This is a genomic window from Bacillus sp. NTK034, from assembly GCF_017303275.1.
Lineage (GTDB): Bacteria > Bacillota > Bacilli > Bacillales > Cytobacillaceae > Cytobacillus.
On the sequence record NZ_JAFKOJ010000001.1, the window covers coordinates 745,509 to 762,481 of the forward strand.

Sequence of the window (16,973 nt, forward strand, 5' to 3'; positions counted from 1 at the left end):
TGAGGGCTCAGGTCTTTAGGAAGCTAATAGCTTTTTCTGAAGACCGGGAGACCCTTCTTTTGTTTAGAAAGCAGTTTCAATACATATTTTTAATTGAGGTGCAAATAAATGAAACAGAGCATGATGCTTATTCCTACATTAAAAGAAGTGCCTGCAGATGCGGAAACAAGAAGCCACCAATTATTGCTTAGGGCTGGTTTTATCCGCCAGAACGCAAGCGGAATTTATAGCTATATGCCTTTAGCGAAAAAAGTTCTGCAAAAGGCTGAAGCGATAATCAGGGAAGAAATGGATAATGCAGGGGCTGCCGAGCTTCTGATGCCAGCTCTTCAGCAGGCTGAACTATGGCAGGAATCCGGGCGCTGGTATACATATGGACCTGAACTGATGAGAATGAAGGATCGCCATGAGCGGGAATTTGCTTTGGGTGCCACTCATGAAGAAGTGATTACCAGCCTGGTTCGTGATGCCGTAAAATCATATAAGAAATTACCATTGGCTCTTTATCAGATTCAGACCAAGTTCCGGGATGAGAAGCGTCCTCGCTTTGGGCTTCTTCGCGGGCGTGAGTTTATCATGAAGGATGCTTATTCATTTCACTCAAATCAAGGGAGCCTTGATGAAATGTATAATAAACTTTATACAGCTTATTCCAATGTGTTCAGACGTTTCGGCCTGAATTTCAGAGCTGTCATTGCTGACTCGGGTGCAATGGGCGGTAAAGATACACATGAGTTCATGGTTCTTTCGGAAGTTGGAGAAGATACGATTGCTTATTCAGATACTTCCGACTATGCAGCCAATATTGAAATGGCCCCAGTGCTTGCACAATACTCAAAGAGCAATGAGGAACCTGAGGAACTGGAAAAGGCAGCGACAGAAAACCAGAAATCAATTGAAGAAGTTTCGGCTTTCCTAAACGTTGCTAAAGAGCAGTGCATAAAGACGCTTCTTTTTAAGGCTGATGAAAAATATGTTCTTGTTCTTGTCCGCGGCGACCATGAAGTAAATGACATCAAGCTTAAAAATCTGCTTGAGGCCTCTGCCGTGGAGCTTGCCGATGCCGGAGAGACGAAGCAAATTCTCGGCTGTGCAGTTGGTTCTTTGGGACCTATTGGAGTGAAGGATATTGATATTATTGCAGACCATGCAGTGGAAGCTATTGTGAATGGTGTATGCGGCGCCAATGAAGAAGGAATTCATTATGTCAATGCTAATCCAGAGCGTGATTTTAGTGTAACCCAATATGCAGATCTTCGTTTCATTCAAAAGGGCGACCCTTCACCAGATGGACAAGGAACGATTCAATTTGCAAAAGGAATTGAAGTTGGACATATCTTCAAGCTGGGAACTCGCTATAGTGAAGCAATGGAAGCGGCTTATTTAGATGAAAATGGCAGAACACAGCCAATGATTATGGGCTGCTATGGCATCGGAGTTTCCCGCACTATGGCTGCAGTTGCCGAACAGTTCAACGATGAGAATGGCTTTATATGGCCGCGCTCACTGTCTCCATTCGACTTGCATCTCATCCCTATTAACATGAAGGACGAAGCTCAGGCTGCAGTTGCTGAAGAATTATATACAATGCTAAAGAGGGATCGCTATGAAGTATTACTGGATGACCGTCAGGAACGTCCCGGTGTCAAATTTGCAGATTCCGACCTTATCGGTTTGCCAATCCGCATAACTGTCGGCAAAAAAGCTTCAGAAGGCATCGTCGAAGTGAAAGTTAGAAAAACAGGTGAAATGCAGGAAATTCACAAAGATCAGCTTGCAAATAAAATCGCTGAAATGATGTCTGCACTATAAAAATATGGGCAGTGTTCCTTTTGATTTAGAGGAAAAAACGGGTTCCAAAATGGAATCCGTTTTTTCAATCACTATCTGATTCGATATGTTATAATTAAGTCCGTCTGTCTATTTTCTAAATTGTGATAGAGTTTGCTCTGTTTTTGAACGGTGAAACTTAATTTTATACTGAGTTGATTGTAGCGGAGGGCACTTGATCCTCGAAAATGCATCCACATTTTCTTCGTGCGGTGTTGATTCTTGGAAGTTTATTCAATGTCCTTCGGGAAGTGAGGGATGTGAGAGACCCCGCAGGCGAAGCCGAGGAGGCTCTCATCTTTCCCCGCGGAAAGCAAGTGCCTGAGGCGGAAATCAACGGGCAGAATTCATAAGCAAAAACAACTTTAAATAATAGAAGTGTAAAAACTAAGTTTATAAGATGGGAGAGAGAAAGATGAGCGAACCTTCTAGATTTCAGCTCTTGCTCCAGCAGATGCAGCTAACTGAAGATGCCTTTGTGCAGCACTTTCATGATGCCCAGATCGAAAGGGTCATAGTCGAGAGACAGTCACGGAAATGGCATTTTTATTTTGCTTTTCCAAAGATTGTGCCTTGCAGTGTATATAGCCGCTTCACAGATCAGCTGGAAAAGACATTTTCCCATATCGCAGAAATTTCTTACAGCATAACTGTGAAGAATCAGGACTTTACTGAAAAGCTTGTACTTGAATACTGGCACAACTGCATCAGAGAAATGGATGGCATGGCGCCGCCTCTCATAAAGCTTTTGAATGAACAGGTTCCATCTGTACAGGGGAACAAAATTATTATTAAGGTCCGAAATGAATTGGAAGGATTGTCTATCAAAAAGAAGTATGCCGGCACTATTTCAGATGTTTTTCAAGTATTTGGCTTTCCGGCCTTAACAGTTGATACAGAATTATCTTCAGAAGGTTCCAATGAAGAATATGAAAAATTCATGGAGGCCAAACGCAAAGAAGACCAGGAGCGCGGTCTTCAGGCTGCAATCGAGATGCAGAAGAAAGAGGCCGAAGCAGAATCAGCAGATTCTTCAGCACCGCAGGGGCCGCTTACAATTGGTCTTACCATTAAAGACGATTCAGATTACCGCAAATTGATTGATATCGTTGATGAAGAGCGCCGAATAGCCGTTGAAGGCTATGTATTTGCTGCTGAAACAAGAGAGCTCCGAAGCGGCCGGACACTCTTAACTTTCAAAATTACTGATTATACCAGTTCCATTCTTGTAAAAATGTTCTCGCGGGACAAAGAGGATGCTGCGTTATTTCAGCATGTTCAAAAAGGGATGTGGCTAAAGGTCCGGGGCAGCATACAAAACGATACATTTGTCCGCGACCTGGTAATGATCGGGAACGATATCAATGAAATTAAACCTATTCAACGACAGGATACATCGCCTGCTGATGAAAAAAGGGTTGAACTTCATCTTCATACACCGATGAGCCAAATGGATGCAGTTTCATCTGTCAGTGCACTGGTTTCACAGGCGAAAAAGTGGGGACATAAAGCTGTTGCCATTACAGACCATGCTGTTGCTCAATCATTCCCTGAAGCCTATGGTGCCGGGAAGAAGAATGATATAAAGATTTTATACGGAATCGAAGCGAACCTTGTGGATGACGGTGTGCCGATTGCCTATAATGATGCGCATCGCAGGCTCACTGAAGATACTTATGTTGTATTTGACGTAGAGACAACCGGCTTATCAGCTGTATATGATACGATCATTGAGCTTGCTGCAGTTAAGATTCATGATGGGGAAATCATTGATCGGTTTGAATCCTTTGCCAACCCTCATCACCCACTGTCGGCAACAACGATCAATCTGACTGGAATCACAGATGATTTGGTGGAGAATGCACCGGAAGTGGAAGAGGTCCTAAAGAAGTTCCATGAATGGACAGGAGATGCTGTTTTAGTAGCCCATAATGCTTCCTTTGACATGGGTTTCCTAAATGTCGGCTATAAAAAAATGGGCATAGGCAAAGCGCCTAACCCTGTTATTGATACTCTTGAACTCGCACGCTTTTTATATCCGGACATGAAAAATCACCGTCTGAATACGCTGGCCAAAAAATTTGATGTTGAACTCACCCAGCATCACCGTGCCATATATGACGCGGAAGCTACGGGTTATCTGCTTCTTAAAATGCTTAAGGGTGCAGAAGAAAAAGGGATCGAATATCATGATCAATTCAATGATAATATGGGACAGGGAAATGCCTATCAGCGGGCAAGGCCGGCGCATTGCACCCTGCTTGCACAGACAGAAGAAGGCCTGAAAAATATCTTTAAACTCGTATCCATATCGCATCTTGAATACTTTTACAGAGTGCCGCGCATTCCTAGGTCAGTCCTGCAAAAGCATCGTGAAGGAATTCTGGTTGGATCGGGATGCGACAAAGGCGAAGTTTTTGAAGGCATGATGCAGAAATCTCCAGATGAAGTGGAAGATACAGCACAATTCTATGATTATCTTGAAGTGCACCCAAAAGCCGTCTATGCACACCTTTTGGAGCTTGAACTTGTAAGAGATGAAAAAGCGCTGGAAGAGATTATCGGCAATATTGTAAAACTGGGAGATAAACTTGATCTGCCGGTAGTCGCAACCGGCAATGTACACTACCTGAATCCCAATGATAAAATTTACCGGAAAATCCTTGTTAATTCACAGGGGGGCGCAAATCCTCTAAATCGCCATCAGCTCCCGGATGTTCACTTCAGGACTACCAATGAAATGCTTGACGCTTTTTCATTCCTTGGCAAAGAAAAAGCGAAGGAAATTGTGGTAGAGAATTCGAATAAAATAGCGGATATGATTGAAGAAATTAAGCCGATAAAAGATGATTTGTATACGCCGAAAATTGAAGGCGCAGATGAAGAAATGCGCAGCATGAGTTACGGAATGGCAAAAAAAATATATGGTGATCCGCTTCCAGAGATCGTTGAAGCCCGCCTTGAAAAAGAACTTAAGAGTATTATCGGCCATGGGTTCGCGGTGATCTATCTGATCTCCCATAAGCTTGTAAAAAAATCACTGGATGATGGCTATCTTGTTGGTTCCCGTGGTTCAGTCGGCTCTTCTTTTGTTGCGACGATGACTGAAATAACTGAAGTAAATCCGCTTCCTCCGCATTACGTTTGCCCGGAATGCAAGACATCCGAGTTTTTCAATGATGGATCAGTTGGCTCCGGTTTCGACCTGCCTGATAAAGACTGCACGAACTGTGGAGCAAAATATAAAAAAGATGGACATGATATCCCGTTCGAAACCTTCCTTGGTTTCAAGGGAGATAAGGTTCCCGATATTGACTTGAACTTTTCAGGGGAATACCAGCCGAAGGCACATAACTACACAAAGGTGCTATTCGGGGAGGATTATGTATACCGTGCAGGAACAATTGGTACTGTGGCAGACAAAACAGCTTATGGTTACGTCAAAGCATACCAGCAGGATAATAATCTTCAAATAAGAGGTGCCGAAATTGACAGGCTGGCTTCGGGCTGCACAGGGGTAAAGCGGACAACCGGACAGCACCCGGGCGGTATTATTGTTGTGCCGGATTACATGGATATTTATGATTTTTCGCCAATTCAGTTCCCAGCTGACGACCGGAATTCTGAATGGAAAACGACTCATTTTGACTTCCATTCAATTCATGATAATCTATTAAAACTCGATATACTGGGGCACGATGATCCCACCGTCATCAGGATGCTCCAGGATCTTAGCGGAATTGATCCAAAAACGATTCCGACAGATGACCCTGAAGTAATGAAAATCTTTAGCGGGCCGGAATCGCTTGGTGTGACAGAAGAGCAAATCATGTGTAAAACCGGAACACTTGGCATACCTGAATTTGGTACGCGATTTGTCCGCCAGATGCTTGAAGATACAAAGCCGACAACTTTCTCAGAACTTGTCCAGATTTCTGGTCTTTCTCATGGTACGGATGTTTGGCTCGGAAATGCCCAGGAATTGATCCATAATAATATTTGTAACTTAAGTGAAGTAATCGGGTGCCGTGATGATATTATGGTTTATTTAATCTATCAGGGTCTTGAGCCTGCCTTTGCTTTTAAAATTATGGAATCGGTCCGTAAGGGTAAAGGCCTGAGCGATGATATGGAAGCGGAAATGAGAAAGAATGAAGTGCCGGAATGGTATATTGATTCCTGCAAAAAGATTAAATACATGTTCCCTAAAGCCCATGCGGCTGCATACGTTTTAATGGCTGTCCGTATTGCGTACTTTAAAGTGCACCATCCGCTTCTTTACTATGCAGCATATTTCACTGTCCGCGCAGAGGACTTTGACGTTGATGCCATGGTTAAAGGATCCCAGGCGATACGTGCGCGCATCGAAGAAATCAATGCAAAGGGACTTGATGCCTCGACGAAAGAAAAAAATCTATTAACAGTGATGGAGCTGGCTTTGGAAATGAACGAAAGGGGCTTTAACTTCCAAAAGGTGGACTTATATCGCTCAAGCGCAAATGAGTTTATCATTGAAGGGAATTCTTTGATCCCGCCGTTTAATTCCATTCCGGGATTGGGTACAAACGCTGCATTCAATATTGTTAAAGCAAGAGAAGAAGGAGAATTCCTATCCAAAGAAGATCTGCAGCAGCGCGGAAAAGTGTCCAAAACAATTATCGAGTATCTGGATAACCACGGCTGCCTGGAATCCCTTCCTGAACAAAATCAGCTTTCTCTATTCTAAAAAGAGTGCAGGCATATGTTCCAAACCCTTCTGCTGACAGCTATTCCATTTGCATAAAAAAATTGGTTATGGTATAGTTTTATTGGAAATACTAAGAATAACTCTCGCAAAAGGAAGAGTGGGGCAACCCACTCTTTCGTGTTGTGTACGGTTTTTTCCTTATATCGGATCTATGTTAAAACTATATGTTAATTAAAGTTTAGCAGGGCCAATATCTAATTTATTAGTGTAAAACAAGAGCTAAGAATCCAGTAAAAAGGAGGGAAATGAATGAGCAAAGTGACTGAAACGGTGGAACAACTGGTCACCCCTATTGTGGATGAACTTAATTTAGAATTAGTCGACATTGAATATGTAAAAGAAGGGAAAGACTGGTTCCTTCGCGTATTTATTGATAAAGAAACAGGCGTTGATATCGAGGAATGCGGAATGGTCAGTGAAAAGCTAAGCGAAAAGCTTGATGCTGAAGATCCGATTCCATACAACTATTTCTTGGAAGTTTCATCGCCGGGAGCTGAACGCCCTCTAAAGAAAGACAGTGATTTTGTTAAAGCAGTCGGCAAGAATGTTTTCGTTAAAACATACGAACCGATTGATGGAGAAAAGACGTTCGAAGGTGTGTTAACCCAATTTGACGGGGAGACCGTTACGGTTGAAGTGAAAATCAAAACAAGGAAGAAAAGAATCGAAATTCCTTATGAAAAGGTAGCGAATGCCCGTTTAGCTGTTGTTTTCTAATGACAGCTGATTGCGGGCTTGCTTATTAATATAAGCAATTGCTACTCAGTGTTGATCATTTGATAAGAGAAATAAAGGGGGATATAAATCTCATGAGCAGTGAACTTTTGGATGCTCTGACATTGCTTGAGAAAGAAAAAGGCATTTCTCGCGATGTGATTATCGAAGCAATTGAAGCTGCATTGGTGTCAGCCTACCGCAGAAACTTTAACCAGGCACAGAATGTGCGCATTGATTTAAACCTAGGAAACGGAACGATGAGAGTCTTTGCACGCAAAGATGTAGTGGATGAAGTATTTGATCCGCGTCTTGAAATCTCAGTTGAAGATGCTCAAAAGATCAACCCAAACTACCAGGTGGAAGATGTGGTTGAAATGGAAGTAACTCCTAAGGACTTTGGGCGCATCGCTGCCCAAACGGCCAAACAGGTTGTTACACAGCGTGTCCGTGAAGCGGAGAGAGGCATCATTTATTCTGAATTTATCGACCGTGAAGAAGATATCATGACGGGAATTGTTCAGCGTACAGATCCTAAGTTCATCTATGTGAGCCTTGGAAAGATTGAAGCGATCCTTCCGGCAAACGAACAAATGCCAAATGAGCGTTATCAGCCCCATGACCGCATTAAAGTCTTTATTACAAAAGTAGAAAAGACAACAAAAGGACCGCAAATTTTTGTCAGCAGAACACATCCTGGCCTGCTGAAGAGATTATTTGAAATTGAAGTGCCTGAAATTTATGATGGAACTGTTGAAATCAAATCCGTTGCCCGTGAAGCAGGGGACCGTTCTAAGATCTCCGTTCATTCAGACAATGAAGAAGTTGATCCGGTAGGTTCATGTGTAGGACCTAAGGGCACACGCGTACAGGCAGTAGTAAATGAGCTTAAGGGCGAAAAAATTGATATTGTAAAGTGGTCTTCTGATCCGGTGGTTTTCGTTGCCAATGCACTAAGTCCATCTAAGGTGCTTGACGTAATCGTAAATGAAGATGACAAAGCGACAACAGTTGTAGTTCCGGATTATCAGCTTTCCCTGGCAATCGGAAAGCGCGGCCAGAATGCAAGACTTGCAGCCAAGCTTACAGGCTGGAAAATTGACATCAAATCAGAAACAGATGCCCGTGAAGCCGGAATTTACCCGCGGGATGAAACACTGTTGAACTTTGATAATGATGATTATGAAAACGAAGACTACGAAAATGAGGAAGACTTCGATTTTCAGGATGAACTTTTAGAGGGAAAAGAATAGGGAAGAGGTGAATGATCGTGAACAATCGTAAAAAAGTTCCTTTGCGAAAATGTGTCGCTACCGGTGAAATGAGGCCGAAAAAAGAACTCGTTCGCATCGTTCGCTCCAAAGAAGGGGAAGTATCTGTAGACCCAACCGGTAAAAAATCAGGGCGCGGGGCTTATCTTTCCAAAGAAAAGGAAGCAGTTTTGTTAGCAAAGAAGAAGAATATCTTAGCCAATCATTTAGAAGTTTCCATTGATGAAGCTATCTATGAAGAACTCTTGGAGTTAATAGAGAAGGAGAAACGGCAATCCAAATGAACTCAAATCAATGGATGTCATTGCTTGGCTTAGCCAATCGGGCACGGAAAATTACTTCGGGAGAAGAGCTTGCTGTTAAAGAGATCAGAAACGGTAAAGCAAAGCTTGTTTTGCTGTCTGCAGATGCATCCGCAAATACGGCAAAGAAAGTTACAGATAAATGTAAATCATTTGGGGTTCCTTATAAGCTGATTCAAAACCGGGAAATGCTCGGTAAGGCTATAGGGAAGGAAGCCCGCGTTGTTGTGGCAGTGTTAGATGCCGGATTTGCAAAAAAGCTGTTAACGTTGCTCGATTAATACTAGCGGGGGTGAAAGTATGAGTAAAATGCGCGTATATGAATATGCGAAAAAACATAACATTTCAAGCAAGGATGTTATTACAAAATTAAAAGACATGAATATAGAGGTTTCAAATCATATGACTACAATTGAGCCGGCTGCAGTCCAGAAACTTGACGGAATCTTTATCAAGAATGACAGCCAGTCTCAAAAACAGAGCAAACCTCAAAGCCAGCAAAAACCGCAAGGGAATCAAAAACCGGCTTCAAATAATAGTGCTGTCAACACAACAGCTCCTAAAAGCAAGCCTCAGAATAAACCAGGCGAAAACAGAAACCAGGGACAGGGCAGCCAGTCCGGCAAAAGCTTCTCCGGAAATAACCGGGGCAATAGCAACAATAGAAACAATAATAACAACAACCGAAACAATAACCGAAACAACAATAAGAATAAAAATAACAAAGGCAAACAGCAGCAGCAGACTCATGTGGCCCCAGCTCCTAAAAAGGTGAAGGAGCTTCCTTCAAAAATTACTTTCAGCGAATCACTGACTGTAGCGGAACTGGCAAAGAAGCTGCACCGCGAACCTTCTGAAATCATTAAAAAGCTATTCATGCTGGGTGTTATGGCAACAATTAACCAGGATCTTGACAAAGATGCCATTGAGCTGATTGCAGGTGAATACGGTGTGGAAGTAGAAGAAGAGATACTGGTTGATACAACTGATCTTGAAGTATACTTCACAGAAGAAGAAAATGCAGAACTAGTGGAACGTCCATCTGTTGTAACCATCATGGGACACGTTGACCATGGTAAAACAACATTGCTTGACTCCATCCGCAACACGAAAGTAACAGCAGGAGAAGCAGGCGGTATCACTCAGCATATCGGAGCTTATCAAGTTGAAGAAAACGGCAAAAAGATTACTTTCCTTGATACTCCTGGACACGCTGCGTTCACGACAATGCGTGCCCGCGGTGCGAAAATTACCGATATTACAATTCTCGTTGTTGCAGCAGATGACGGTGTAATGCCGCAAACGGTTGAAGCAATCAACCATGCAAAAGCAGCAGAAGTGCCAATCATTGTGGCTGTTAACAAAATGGATAAGGAAGCAGCAAATCCTGACCGTGTTATGCAGGAATTGACTGAACATGGCTTGGTTCCAGAGGCATGGGGCGGTGACACAATCTTTGTTCCAATCTCAGCTATTAAAGGCGATGGAATTGATGAACTGCTTGAAATGATTCTTCTTGTAGGTGAAGTGGAAGAATACAAAGCAAATCCTGACCGCAATGCCGTTGGTACTGTTATTGAAGCACAGCTTGACAAAGGACGTGGTTCAGTTGCGACTCTCCTTGTGCAAAATGGTACATTGAAGGTAGGAGATCCTATCGTTGTCGGTAACTCATTTGGACGTGTACGTGCTATGGTTAATGATCTTGGCCGCCGTGTGAAAACTGCTGGACCTTCAACACCTGTTGAAATAACAGGTCTTAACGATGTTCCTCAAGCTGGTGACCGCTTCGCTGTCCTTGATGATGAAAAGACAGCCCGCCAAATTGGTGAAGCTCGTGCCCAGCAGGCATTGCAGGCCCAAAGAAACGAAAAGACAAGAGTAAGTCTGGATAACTTGTTTGAACATATGAAACAAGGGGAAATGAAAGACTTAAACATCGTTGTTAAAGCGGACGTCCAAGGTTCAGCGGAGGCATTAACTGCTGCGCTTCATAAAATTGATGTAGAAGGTGTTAATGTTCGTATCCTTCATACAGGTGTCGGTGCCATAAATGAGTCTGACATCACTTTAGCTGCAGCTTTCAATGCCATTGTAATAGGATTCAATGTCCGTCCTGACAATAATGCCAAACGGGCAGCAGATGCAGAAAATGTTGACATCCGTTTGCACCGCATTATCTACAAAGTAATCGAGGAAATTGAATTGGCGATGCAGGGTATGCTTGATCCTGAGTTCGAAGAAAAAATCATCGGCCAGGCTGAAGTACGCCAGACGTTCAAAGTTTCCAAAATCGGTACAATTGCAGGCTCGTATGTTACAGACGGAAAAATCACTCGTGATAGCGGTGTCCGCTTAATCCGCGATGGAGTTGTTATTTTTGAAGGGGAAGTTGACGCTCTAAAGCGATTCAAAGATGACGCTAAAGAAGTAGCCCAAGGCTATGAGTGTGGTATTACCATCAAAAACTTCAATGACGTTAAAGAAGGCGACGTTATCGAAGCATATATTATGGAAGAAGTGGAACGTTAATGATAATTGGGCTTGCAGCCTGTGAATGTATCATTTATGACACACATTCTTTGAAAGAAAAGCGGGCTGTTCTGCAGCGGATTTTAACCCGGCTTAAGCAAAAATACAATGTATCTGTATCTGAGGTGGACTATCAGGACCTATGGCAGAGGACAAAAATTGCCATAGTGTCCGTTTCGTCTACCCAGGTTTCAACGGAACGCGAGCTGCAAAATGCGCTGAAGATGATTGATTCGTTTCCGGAAATTGAACGGACAATTACAGATTTAGAGTGGCTTTAAGAAGAGGTGATATAGAATGAGCCTTAGAGCAAATCGAGTTGGAGAACAAATGAAAAAAGAACTGGGCGAAATCATCGGCCGGAAAATAAAAGACCCGCGGGTTGGATTTGTAACAGTCACTGATGTTCAAGTTACTGGGGATCTCCAGCAGGCAACTGTATTTATCTCTGTTCTGGGTGATGAGGAACAAAGGGAAAATACGCTTCGCGGGCTGGCTAAAGCAAAAGGCTTTATCCGATCTGAAATTGGCCAGAGAATCCGGCTAAGAAAAACGCCGGAAATTCTATTCGAATTTGATGAATCAATTGACTACGGAAACCGTATAGAATCATTGCTCCATCAAATTCAGGACGAAGGCCGTTCCAAAGATGAGGAACGCACCAAAGAAGAAGATTAATGGAATGGATAGACAATTTGTCTATCCATTTTTTTCTAATTACAAAAGACAAGGTGGTATTTAATATGGAAGGAATTTTACCGCTTTTCAAACCAAAAGGAATGACATCCCATGATTGTGTCTTCAGGCTGCGGAAAATTTTGCGGATGAAAAAAATCGGCCATACAGGCACACTTGATCCTGACGTAACTGGGGTACTCCCAATCTGTCTCGGCAGAGCGACAAAGGTGGCTGAATACATAACAGATGCAGGAAAGTCCTATGAGGGAGAAGTCACAATAGGATTTTCTACGACAACAGAAGATGCCTCCGGAGAAGTCGTGGAGAGAAAAGATGTTGCAGCACCTATTTCCAGACATCAGATATTGGAAGTTCTTCGAAGCCTGACCGGGGAAATTACGCAGACACCTCCTATGTATTCAGCAGTAAAAGTGAATGGAAAACGCCTCTATGAATATGCAAGAAAGGGAATAGAAGTGGAACGGCCGTCCAGGAAAGTTACTATTTACTCTATCGAACTGCTCGATGACAGAGAAATGTTTGAGGGTGAGAATATTACCTTTCGTTTCCGTGTAGCCTGCAGCAAAGGAACATATATCCGAACGCTTGCTGTCATGATTGGGAGTGAACTGGGATACCCCGCCCATATGTCCGAGCTGGTTAGAATCCAGTCTGCCTCATTGACAATTGATGACTGTCTGACTTTTGATGAAATAGAAGACAGAGCAGAGAAGGGGACAATAGCCGAGGTTCTCCGACCTATGGAAGCTGCGCTTTCTCATTTGCCGAAATTTCAAATAAGTGATAAAGTAGCAGAGAAAGTAAAAAATGGGGCTGTATTAACTATCCCTGATCATTTACTCGACACCAAGGGCCCAATCGCATTGGAAGCAATGGAAGGCCTTGTTCTGGCGATTTATGAGCATCACCCCAGCAAACCTGGGTTAATGAAGCCAGTAAAGGTGTTAAGGAATGATCAATAAGCACTCGTTATAAAGCTGTGCATTTTTATAGGTCCAGGCTCTGTAGAGAAAAGGTGAATTAATAATATGGAAGTTATTCATATACATCATCCCCATCGATTGGATAGAACCGGCATGCCTGAACTGGCAATAGCACTTGGATATTTTGATGGTGTTCATTTGGGTCATCAGAAAGTCATCCGTGAAGCAAAATCTATAGCTGAACAAAAAGGATTAAAAAGTGCTGTTATGACATTTGACCCGCATCCATCGGTTGTTCTGGGGAAAAGCGTTCAGCATGTGGAGTATATTACTCCTATTGAGGATAAAATTGCTATCATAGCGGATCTAGGCATCGATTATTTGTTTATCATCAATTTTACAAGGGAATTTGCAAACCTTCTTCCCCAGGAGTTTGTTGATCAATACCTGATTGGTCTTAATGCAAAGCATGTCGTAGCAGGCTTTGATTATTCCTACGGGCGGATGGGACGCGGCACAATGGAAACGCTGTTGTTCCATTCCAGAGATCAATTTGATTATTCGGTTGTTGCAAAGCTTGAAAAAGAAGACGAAAAAATCAGCTCTACGTTAATAAGGAAATACATCCGGGAAGGGAAAACAGCTGAGCTTCCCGACCTTTTAGGGAGATTTTATAAAACATCAGGAACCGTTATCCATGGTGATAAGAGAGGCCGTACAATCGGCTTTCCAACTGCGAACGTGGATGTTTCGGATGACTGCATCATTCCTCCGCCAGGTGTATATGCTGTGAGATTCTTAGTAGATGGCAGCTGGTATGAAGGTGTATGCAATGTTGGCTACAAACCTACCTTTAATAAGGAAAAAGGGGACAGGCCATCGGTTGAAGTCCATATTTTTGATTTCTCTTCAGATATTTATGGCAGGAAAGTTACGGTTGAATGGCATAGACATCTTAGAAGTGAAAGGAAATTTGCTGGCGTTCAGGATTTAATCGCCCAAATTGAGAAGGATAAACAGCAGACTGAGCAATATTTTGAGAAAAACAGGGTTTAGCCTTGCTTTTTGTCATAAAAAGTTGTATTCTAAGTAACGTACCAAATGAACCTTTGCTTGGCAAGTCGAGTCACCGACGCTTGCTCAGTAACAGGGGATTGAAAATTTAGGAGGTGAACCGGATGGCAATCACTAAAGAACGTAAAAATGAGCTAATCAATGAGTTCAAAACTCATGAAAGCGACACTGGATCTCCAGAAGTTCAAATCGCTGTCCTTACTGAAGAAATTAACAATTTGAACGACCATTTACGTACTCACAAGAAAGACCACCATTCACGTCGCGGTCTTTTGAAAATGGTTGGTAAGCGCCGTAACCTATTAACTTACCTTCGCAACAAAGACGTTGCTCGTTACCGTGAGTTAATCAATAAGCTTGGCTTACGTCGATAATCAACAGAAGCGGGATTTTTTCCCGCTTTTTTATTAGCTTTAAAAACTTGAATTTTGTTCCTAATCATGTACATACATAAGTTATTCTTATTTTAGCAAACAGAAAAATTGTGCATACTATAAGATGCCTAATTTTATTATGATTAAAGAGCATTTCATGCTTTTATATAAAACTGGACTGCTGGCAATGCAGAGCTCTTAAGCCTCTGCTGCTGTCATGGCAGGATTATCTGCAGCTTATGCAGGATAAACAACAATTGGAACGGACCAGGCAGAACTGACGCCTGTCCTTAAGTGAAAGCAGAGAGGGGTACAAATATGGGACAAGATAAACATGTCTACAGCCTTGAGTGGGCTGGGCGCAAATTGACCGTTGAGATTGGCCAGCTGGCTAAACAGGCTAACGGTGCGGTTTTAGTGCGCTATGGCGATACTGTAGTATTAAGTACTGCTACAGCATCAAAAGAACCAAAAAATCTGGATTTTTTTCCGCTGACAGTTAACTATGAAGAACGTTTATATGCTGTTGGTAAGATTCCGGGCGGTTTTATTAAGAGAGAGGGCCGTCCAAGTGAAAAAGCAATTTTGGCCAGCCGATTGATTGACAGGCCAATCCGTCCATTATTCGCTGACGGTTTCAGAAATGATGTACAGGTTGTAAGCATGGTGATGAGTGTGGATCAAAACTGCTCATCTGAAATGGCTGCAATGTTTGGGTCATCTTTAGCCCTTTCTGTGTCGGATATCCCATTCGGCGGTCCGATTGCAGGGGTCAGCGTAGGGCGCATTGATGGAGAATTCATCATTAATCCATCTGTGGATCAGGCTGAGAAGAGCGATATCAGCCTTGTTGTAGCCGGTACAAAAGACGCGATTAACATGGTAGAAGCAGGTGCAGATGAAGTGCCTGAAGAAACAATGCTTGAAGCGATTATGTTTGGCCATGAGGAAATCAAGCGCCTTATTGCTTTCCAGGAAGAAATAGCATCAGAAATCGGCAAAGAGAAAATGGAAGTTGTCTTATACCAGGTTGACCAGGACCTTGAGGCTGAAGTTCGCGGCATCTGTGAGAAAGAAATGATTCAAGCAATTCAGGTGCAGGAGAAGCATGCCCGTGAAGCTGCCATTAAAGCAGTTAAAGAAGAAATTACAGCTAAATATGAAGGTGAAGAAGCAGACGAAGACAAGCTGAAGCAAATCAGGCAGATCCTTGATAAAATTGTTAAAGCTGAAGTGCGACGTCTTATCACAGAAGATAAAGTTCGCCCGGATGGACGTGGATTGGATGTTATCCGCCCGCTATCATCAGAGGTAGGCATTCTTCCGCGCACACATGGTTCAGGTTTATTTACACGCGGACAAACTCAGGCTCTGAGCATTTGTACCTTAGGAGCTCTTGGCGATGTACAGATTCTTGATGGGCTGGGAATTGAAGAAGAAAAAAGATTCATGCACCACTACAATTTCCCTAACTTCAGTGTAGGTGAAACTGGACCAATCAGAGGGCCAGGACGCCGCGAAATCGGGCATGGAGCTCTTGGAGAACGTGCTCTTGAGCCTATTATTCCATCTGAAAAGGACTTCCCTTATACAATGCGCCTTGTATCTGAGGTATTGGAATCAAATGGTTCAACATCACAGGCAAGTATTTGTGCAAGTACTTTGGCTATGATGGATGCCGGTGTGCCTATTAAAGCGCCAGTTGCCGGTATAGCAATGGGTCTTATTAAATCAGGCGAGCATTATTCAATTCTGACTGACATTCAGGGTATGGAAGACCACCTGGGTGACATGGACTTCAAAGTGGCGGGTACTTCCAAGGGTGTTACTGCTCTCCAAATGGATATTAAAATTGAAGGCTTGTCACGTGAGATTCTTGAGGAAGCATTGCAGCAGGCGAAGAAAGGCCGCATGCAGATACTTGATTCCATGCTTAGCACTATTGGGCAGCCAAGAAAAGAGCTGTCTGAATATGCTCCTAAGATTCTGATGATGTCAATCAACCCTGATAAAATCCGTGATGTTATTGGGCCAAGCGGAAAGCAGATCAATAAGATCATTGAAGAAACAGGCGTTAAGATTGATATCGAACAGGATGGAACAGTATTCATCTCATCAGTAGATGAAGAGATGAATCAAAAAGCGAAGAAGATTATAGAAGATATCGTACGTGAAGTAGAAGTTGGACAAATGTATCTTGGCAAGGTGAAACGAATTGAGAAATTCGGTGCATTTGTTGAAATCTTCTCCGGTAAAGATGGATTGGTTCACATTTCTGAACTTGCTGAAGAGCGTGTAGGGAAAGTGGAAGATGTTGTATCCATCGGTGACGAACTTCTAGTAAAAGTTACTGAAATCGATAAGCAAGGCCGCGTAAACCTTTCCCGCAAAGCCGTTTTGCGTGAACAGCGTGAGCAAAAGGAAAAAGCACAGCAATAATACTAACCTCTATTTAGGAGAGAAGCATTTTGCGGGGCGAAATTTCCTGAAAGCCAGGGGAAACCCTG

Annotated in this window: 13 protein-coding genes; all 13 read left to right on the forward strand. The window is 42.9% G+C overall.

Annotation, left to right across the window (positions count from 1 at the left end; genetic code table 11):
- Positions 1-108 precede the first annotated feature (108 nt).
- The 13 genes from JI665_RS03850 (at position 109) to pnp (ending at position 16,905) form a co-directional block, all read left to right on the forward strand.
- Positions 109-1,812: a proline--tRNA ligase gene (locus JI665_RS03850; RefSeq protein WP_206836484.1), complete on the forward strand. Its 1,704-nt coding sequence runs from the start codon at positions 109-111 to the stop codon at positions 1,810-1,812.
- Between the two features lie 433 nt (positions 1,813-2,245).
- The gene (locus tag JI665_RS03855; protein ID WP_206836487.1) at positions 2,246-6,556 is read left to right on the forward strand and encodes a PolC-type DNA polymerase III; all 4,311 of its coding nucleotides are present in this window, start codon (positions 2,246-2,248) and stop codon (positions 6,554-6,556) included.
- A gap of 270 nt (positions 6,557-6,826) precedes the next feature.
- A complete protein-coding gene (gene rimP / locus JI665_RS03860) occupies positions 6,827-7,294 on the forward strand; it encodes a ribosome maturation factor RimP (RefSeq protein ID WP_206836490.1) in 468 nt (155 codons plus the stop codon).
- Positions 7,295-7,386: 92 nt separating this feature from the next.
- Positions 7,387-8,544, forward strand: a complete 1,158-nt coding sequence (gene nusA / locus JI665_RS03865; RefSeq protein ID WP_206836495.1) for a transcription termination factor NusA — start codon at positions 7,387-7,389, stop codon at positions 8,542-8,544.
- Between the two features lie 17 nt (positions 8,545-8,561).
- Positions 8,562-8,846 (forward strand): RNase P modulator RnpM, encoded by a 285-nt coding sequence (rnpM, locus tag JI665_RS03870; RefSeq protein WP_206836497.1) that lies wholly within the window; start codon positions 8,562-8,564, stop codon positions 8,844-8,846.
- Positions 8,843-9,145 carry a YlxQ family RNA-binding protein gene (locus tag JI665_RS03875; protein WP_009330704.1) on the forward strand — a complete coding sequence of 101 codons (303 nt, stop codon included), beginning with the start codon at positions 8,843-8,845 and terminating at the stop codon, positions 9,143-9,145. Before rnpM ends, JI665_RS03875 begins: the two co-directional genes overlap by 4 nt.
- 19 nt (positions 9,146-9,164) lie before the next feature.
- A complete protein-coding gene (gene infB, locus JI665_RS03880; RefSeq protein WP_206836500.1) occupies positions 9,165-11,396 on the forward strand; it encodes a translation initiation factor IF-2 in 2,232 nt (743 codons plus the stop codon).
- A complete protein-coding gene (locus JI665_RS03885) occupies positions 11,396-11,677 on the forward strand; it encodes a DUF503 domain-containing protein (RefSeq protein WP_206836503.1) in 282 nt (93 codons plus the stop codon). The genes infB and JI665_RS03885 overlap by 1 nt, the downstream gene beginning before the upstream one ends.
- Positions 11,678-11,693: 16 nt before the next feature.
- A complete protein-coding gene (gene rbfA, locus JI665_RS03890; RefSeq protein ID WP_206836506.1) occupies positions 11,694-12,074 on the forward strand; it encodes a 30S ribosome-binding factor RbfA in 381 nt (126 codons plus the stop codon).
- A 65-nt stretch (positions 12,075-12,139) separates the two neighbouring features.
- Positions 12,140-13,057 (forward strand): tRNA pseudouridine(55) synthase TruB, encoded by a 918-nt coding sequence (gene truB / locus JI665_RS03895; RefSeq protein WP_206836508.1) that lies wholly within the window; start codon positions 12,140-12,142, stop codon positions 13,055-13,057.
- Between the two features lie 66 nt (positions 13,058-13,123).
- Positions 13,124-14,074: a bifunctional riboflavin kinase/FAD synthetase gene (ribF, locus tag JI665_RS03900; RefSeq protein WP_206836511.1), complete on the forward strand. Its 951-nt coding sequence runs from the start codon at positions 13,124-13,126 to the stop codon at positions 14,072-14,074.
- 122 nt (positions 14,075-14,196) lie between these two features.
- The gene (gene rpsO / locus JI665_RS03905; RefSeq protein WP_009330698.1) at positions 14,197-14,466 is read left to right on the forward strand and encodes a 30S ribosomal protein S15; all 270 of its coding nucleotides are present in this window, start codon (positions 14,197-14,199) and stop codon (positions 14,464-14,466) included.
- A gap of 318 nt (positions 14,467-14,784) precedes the next feature.
- Positions 14,785-16,905 carry a polyribonucleotide nucleotidyltransferase gene (gene pnp / locus JI665_RS03910; protein ID WP_206836513.1) on the forward strand — a complete coding sequence of 707 codons (2,121 nt, stop codon included), beginning with the start codon at positions 14,785-14,787 and terminating at the stop codon, positions 16,903-16,905.
- The last annotated feature ends 68 nt before the right edge of the window (positions 16,906-16,973 follow it).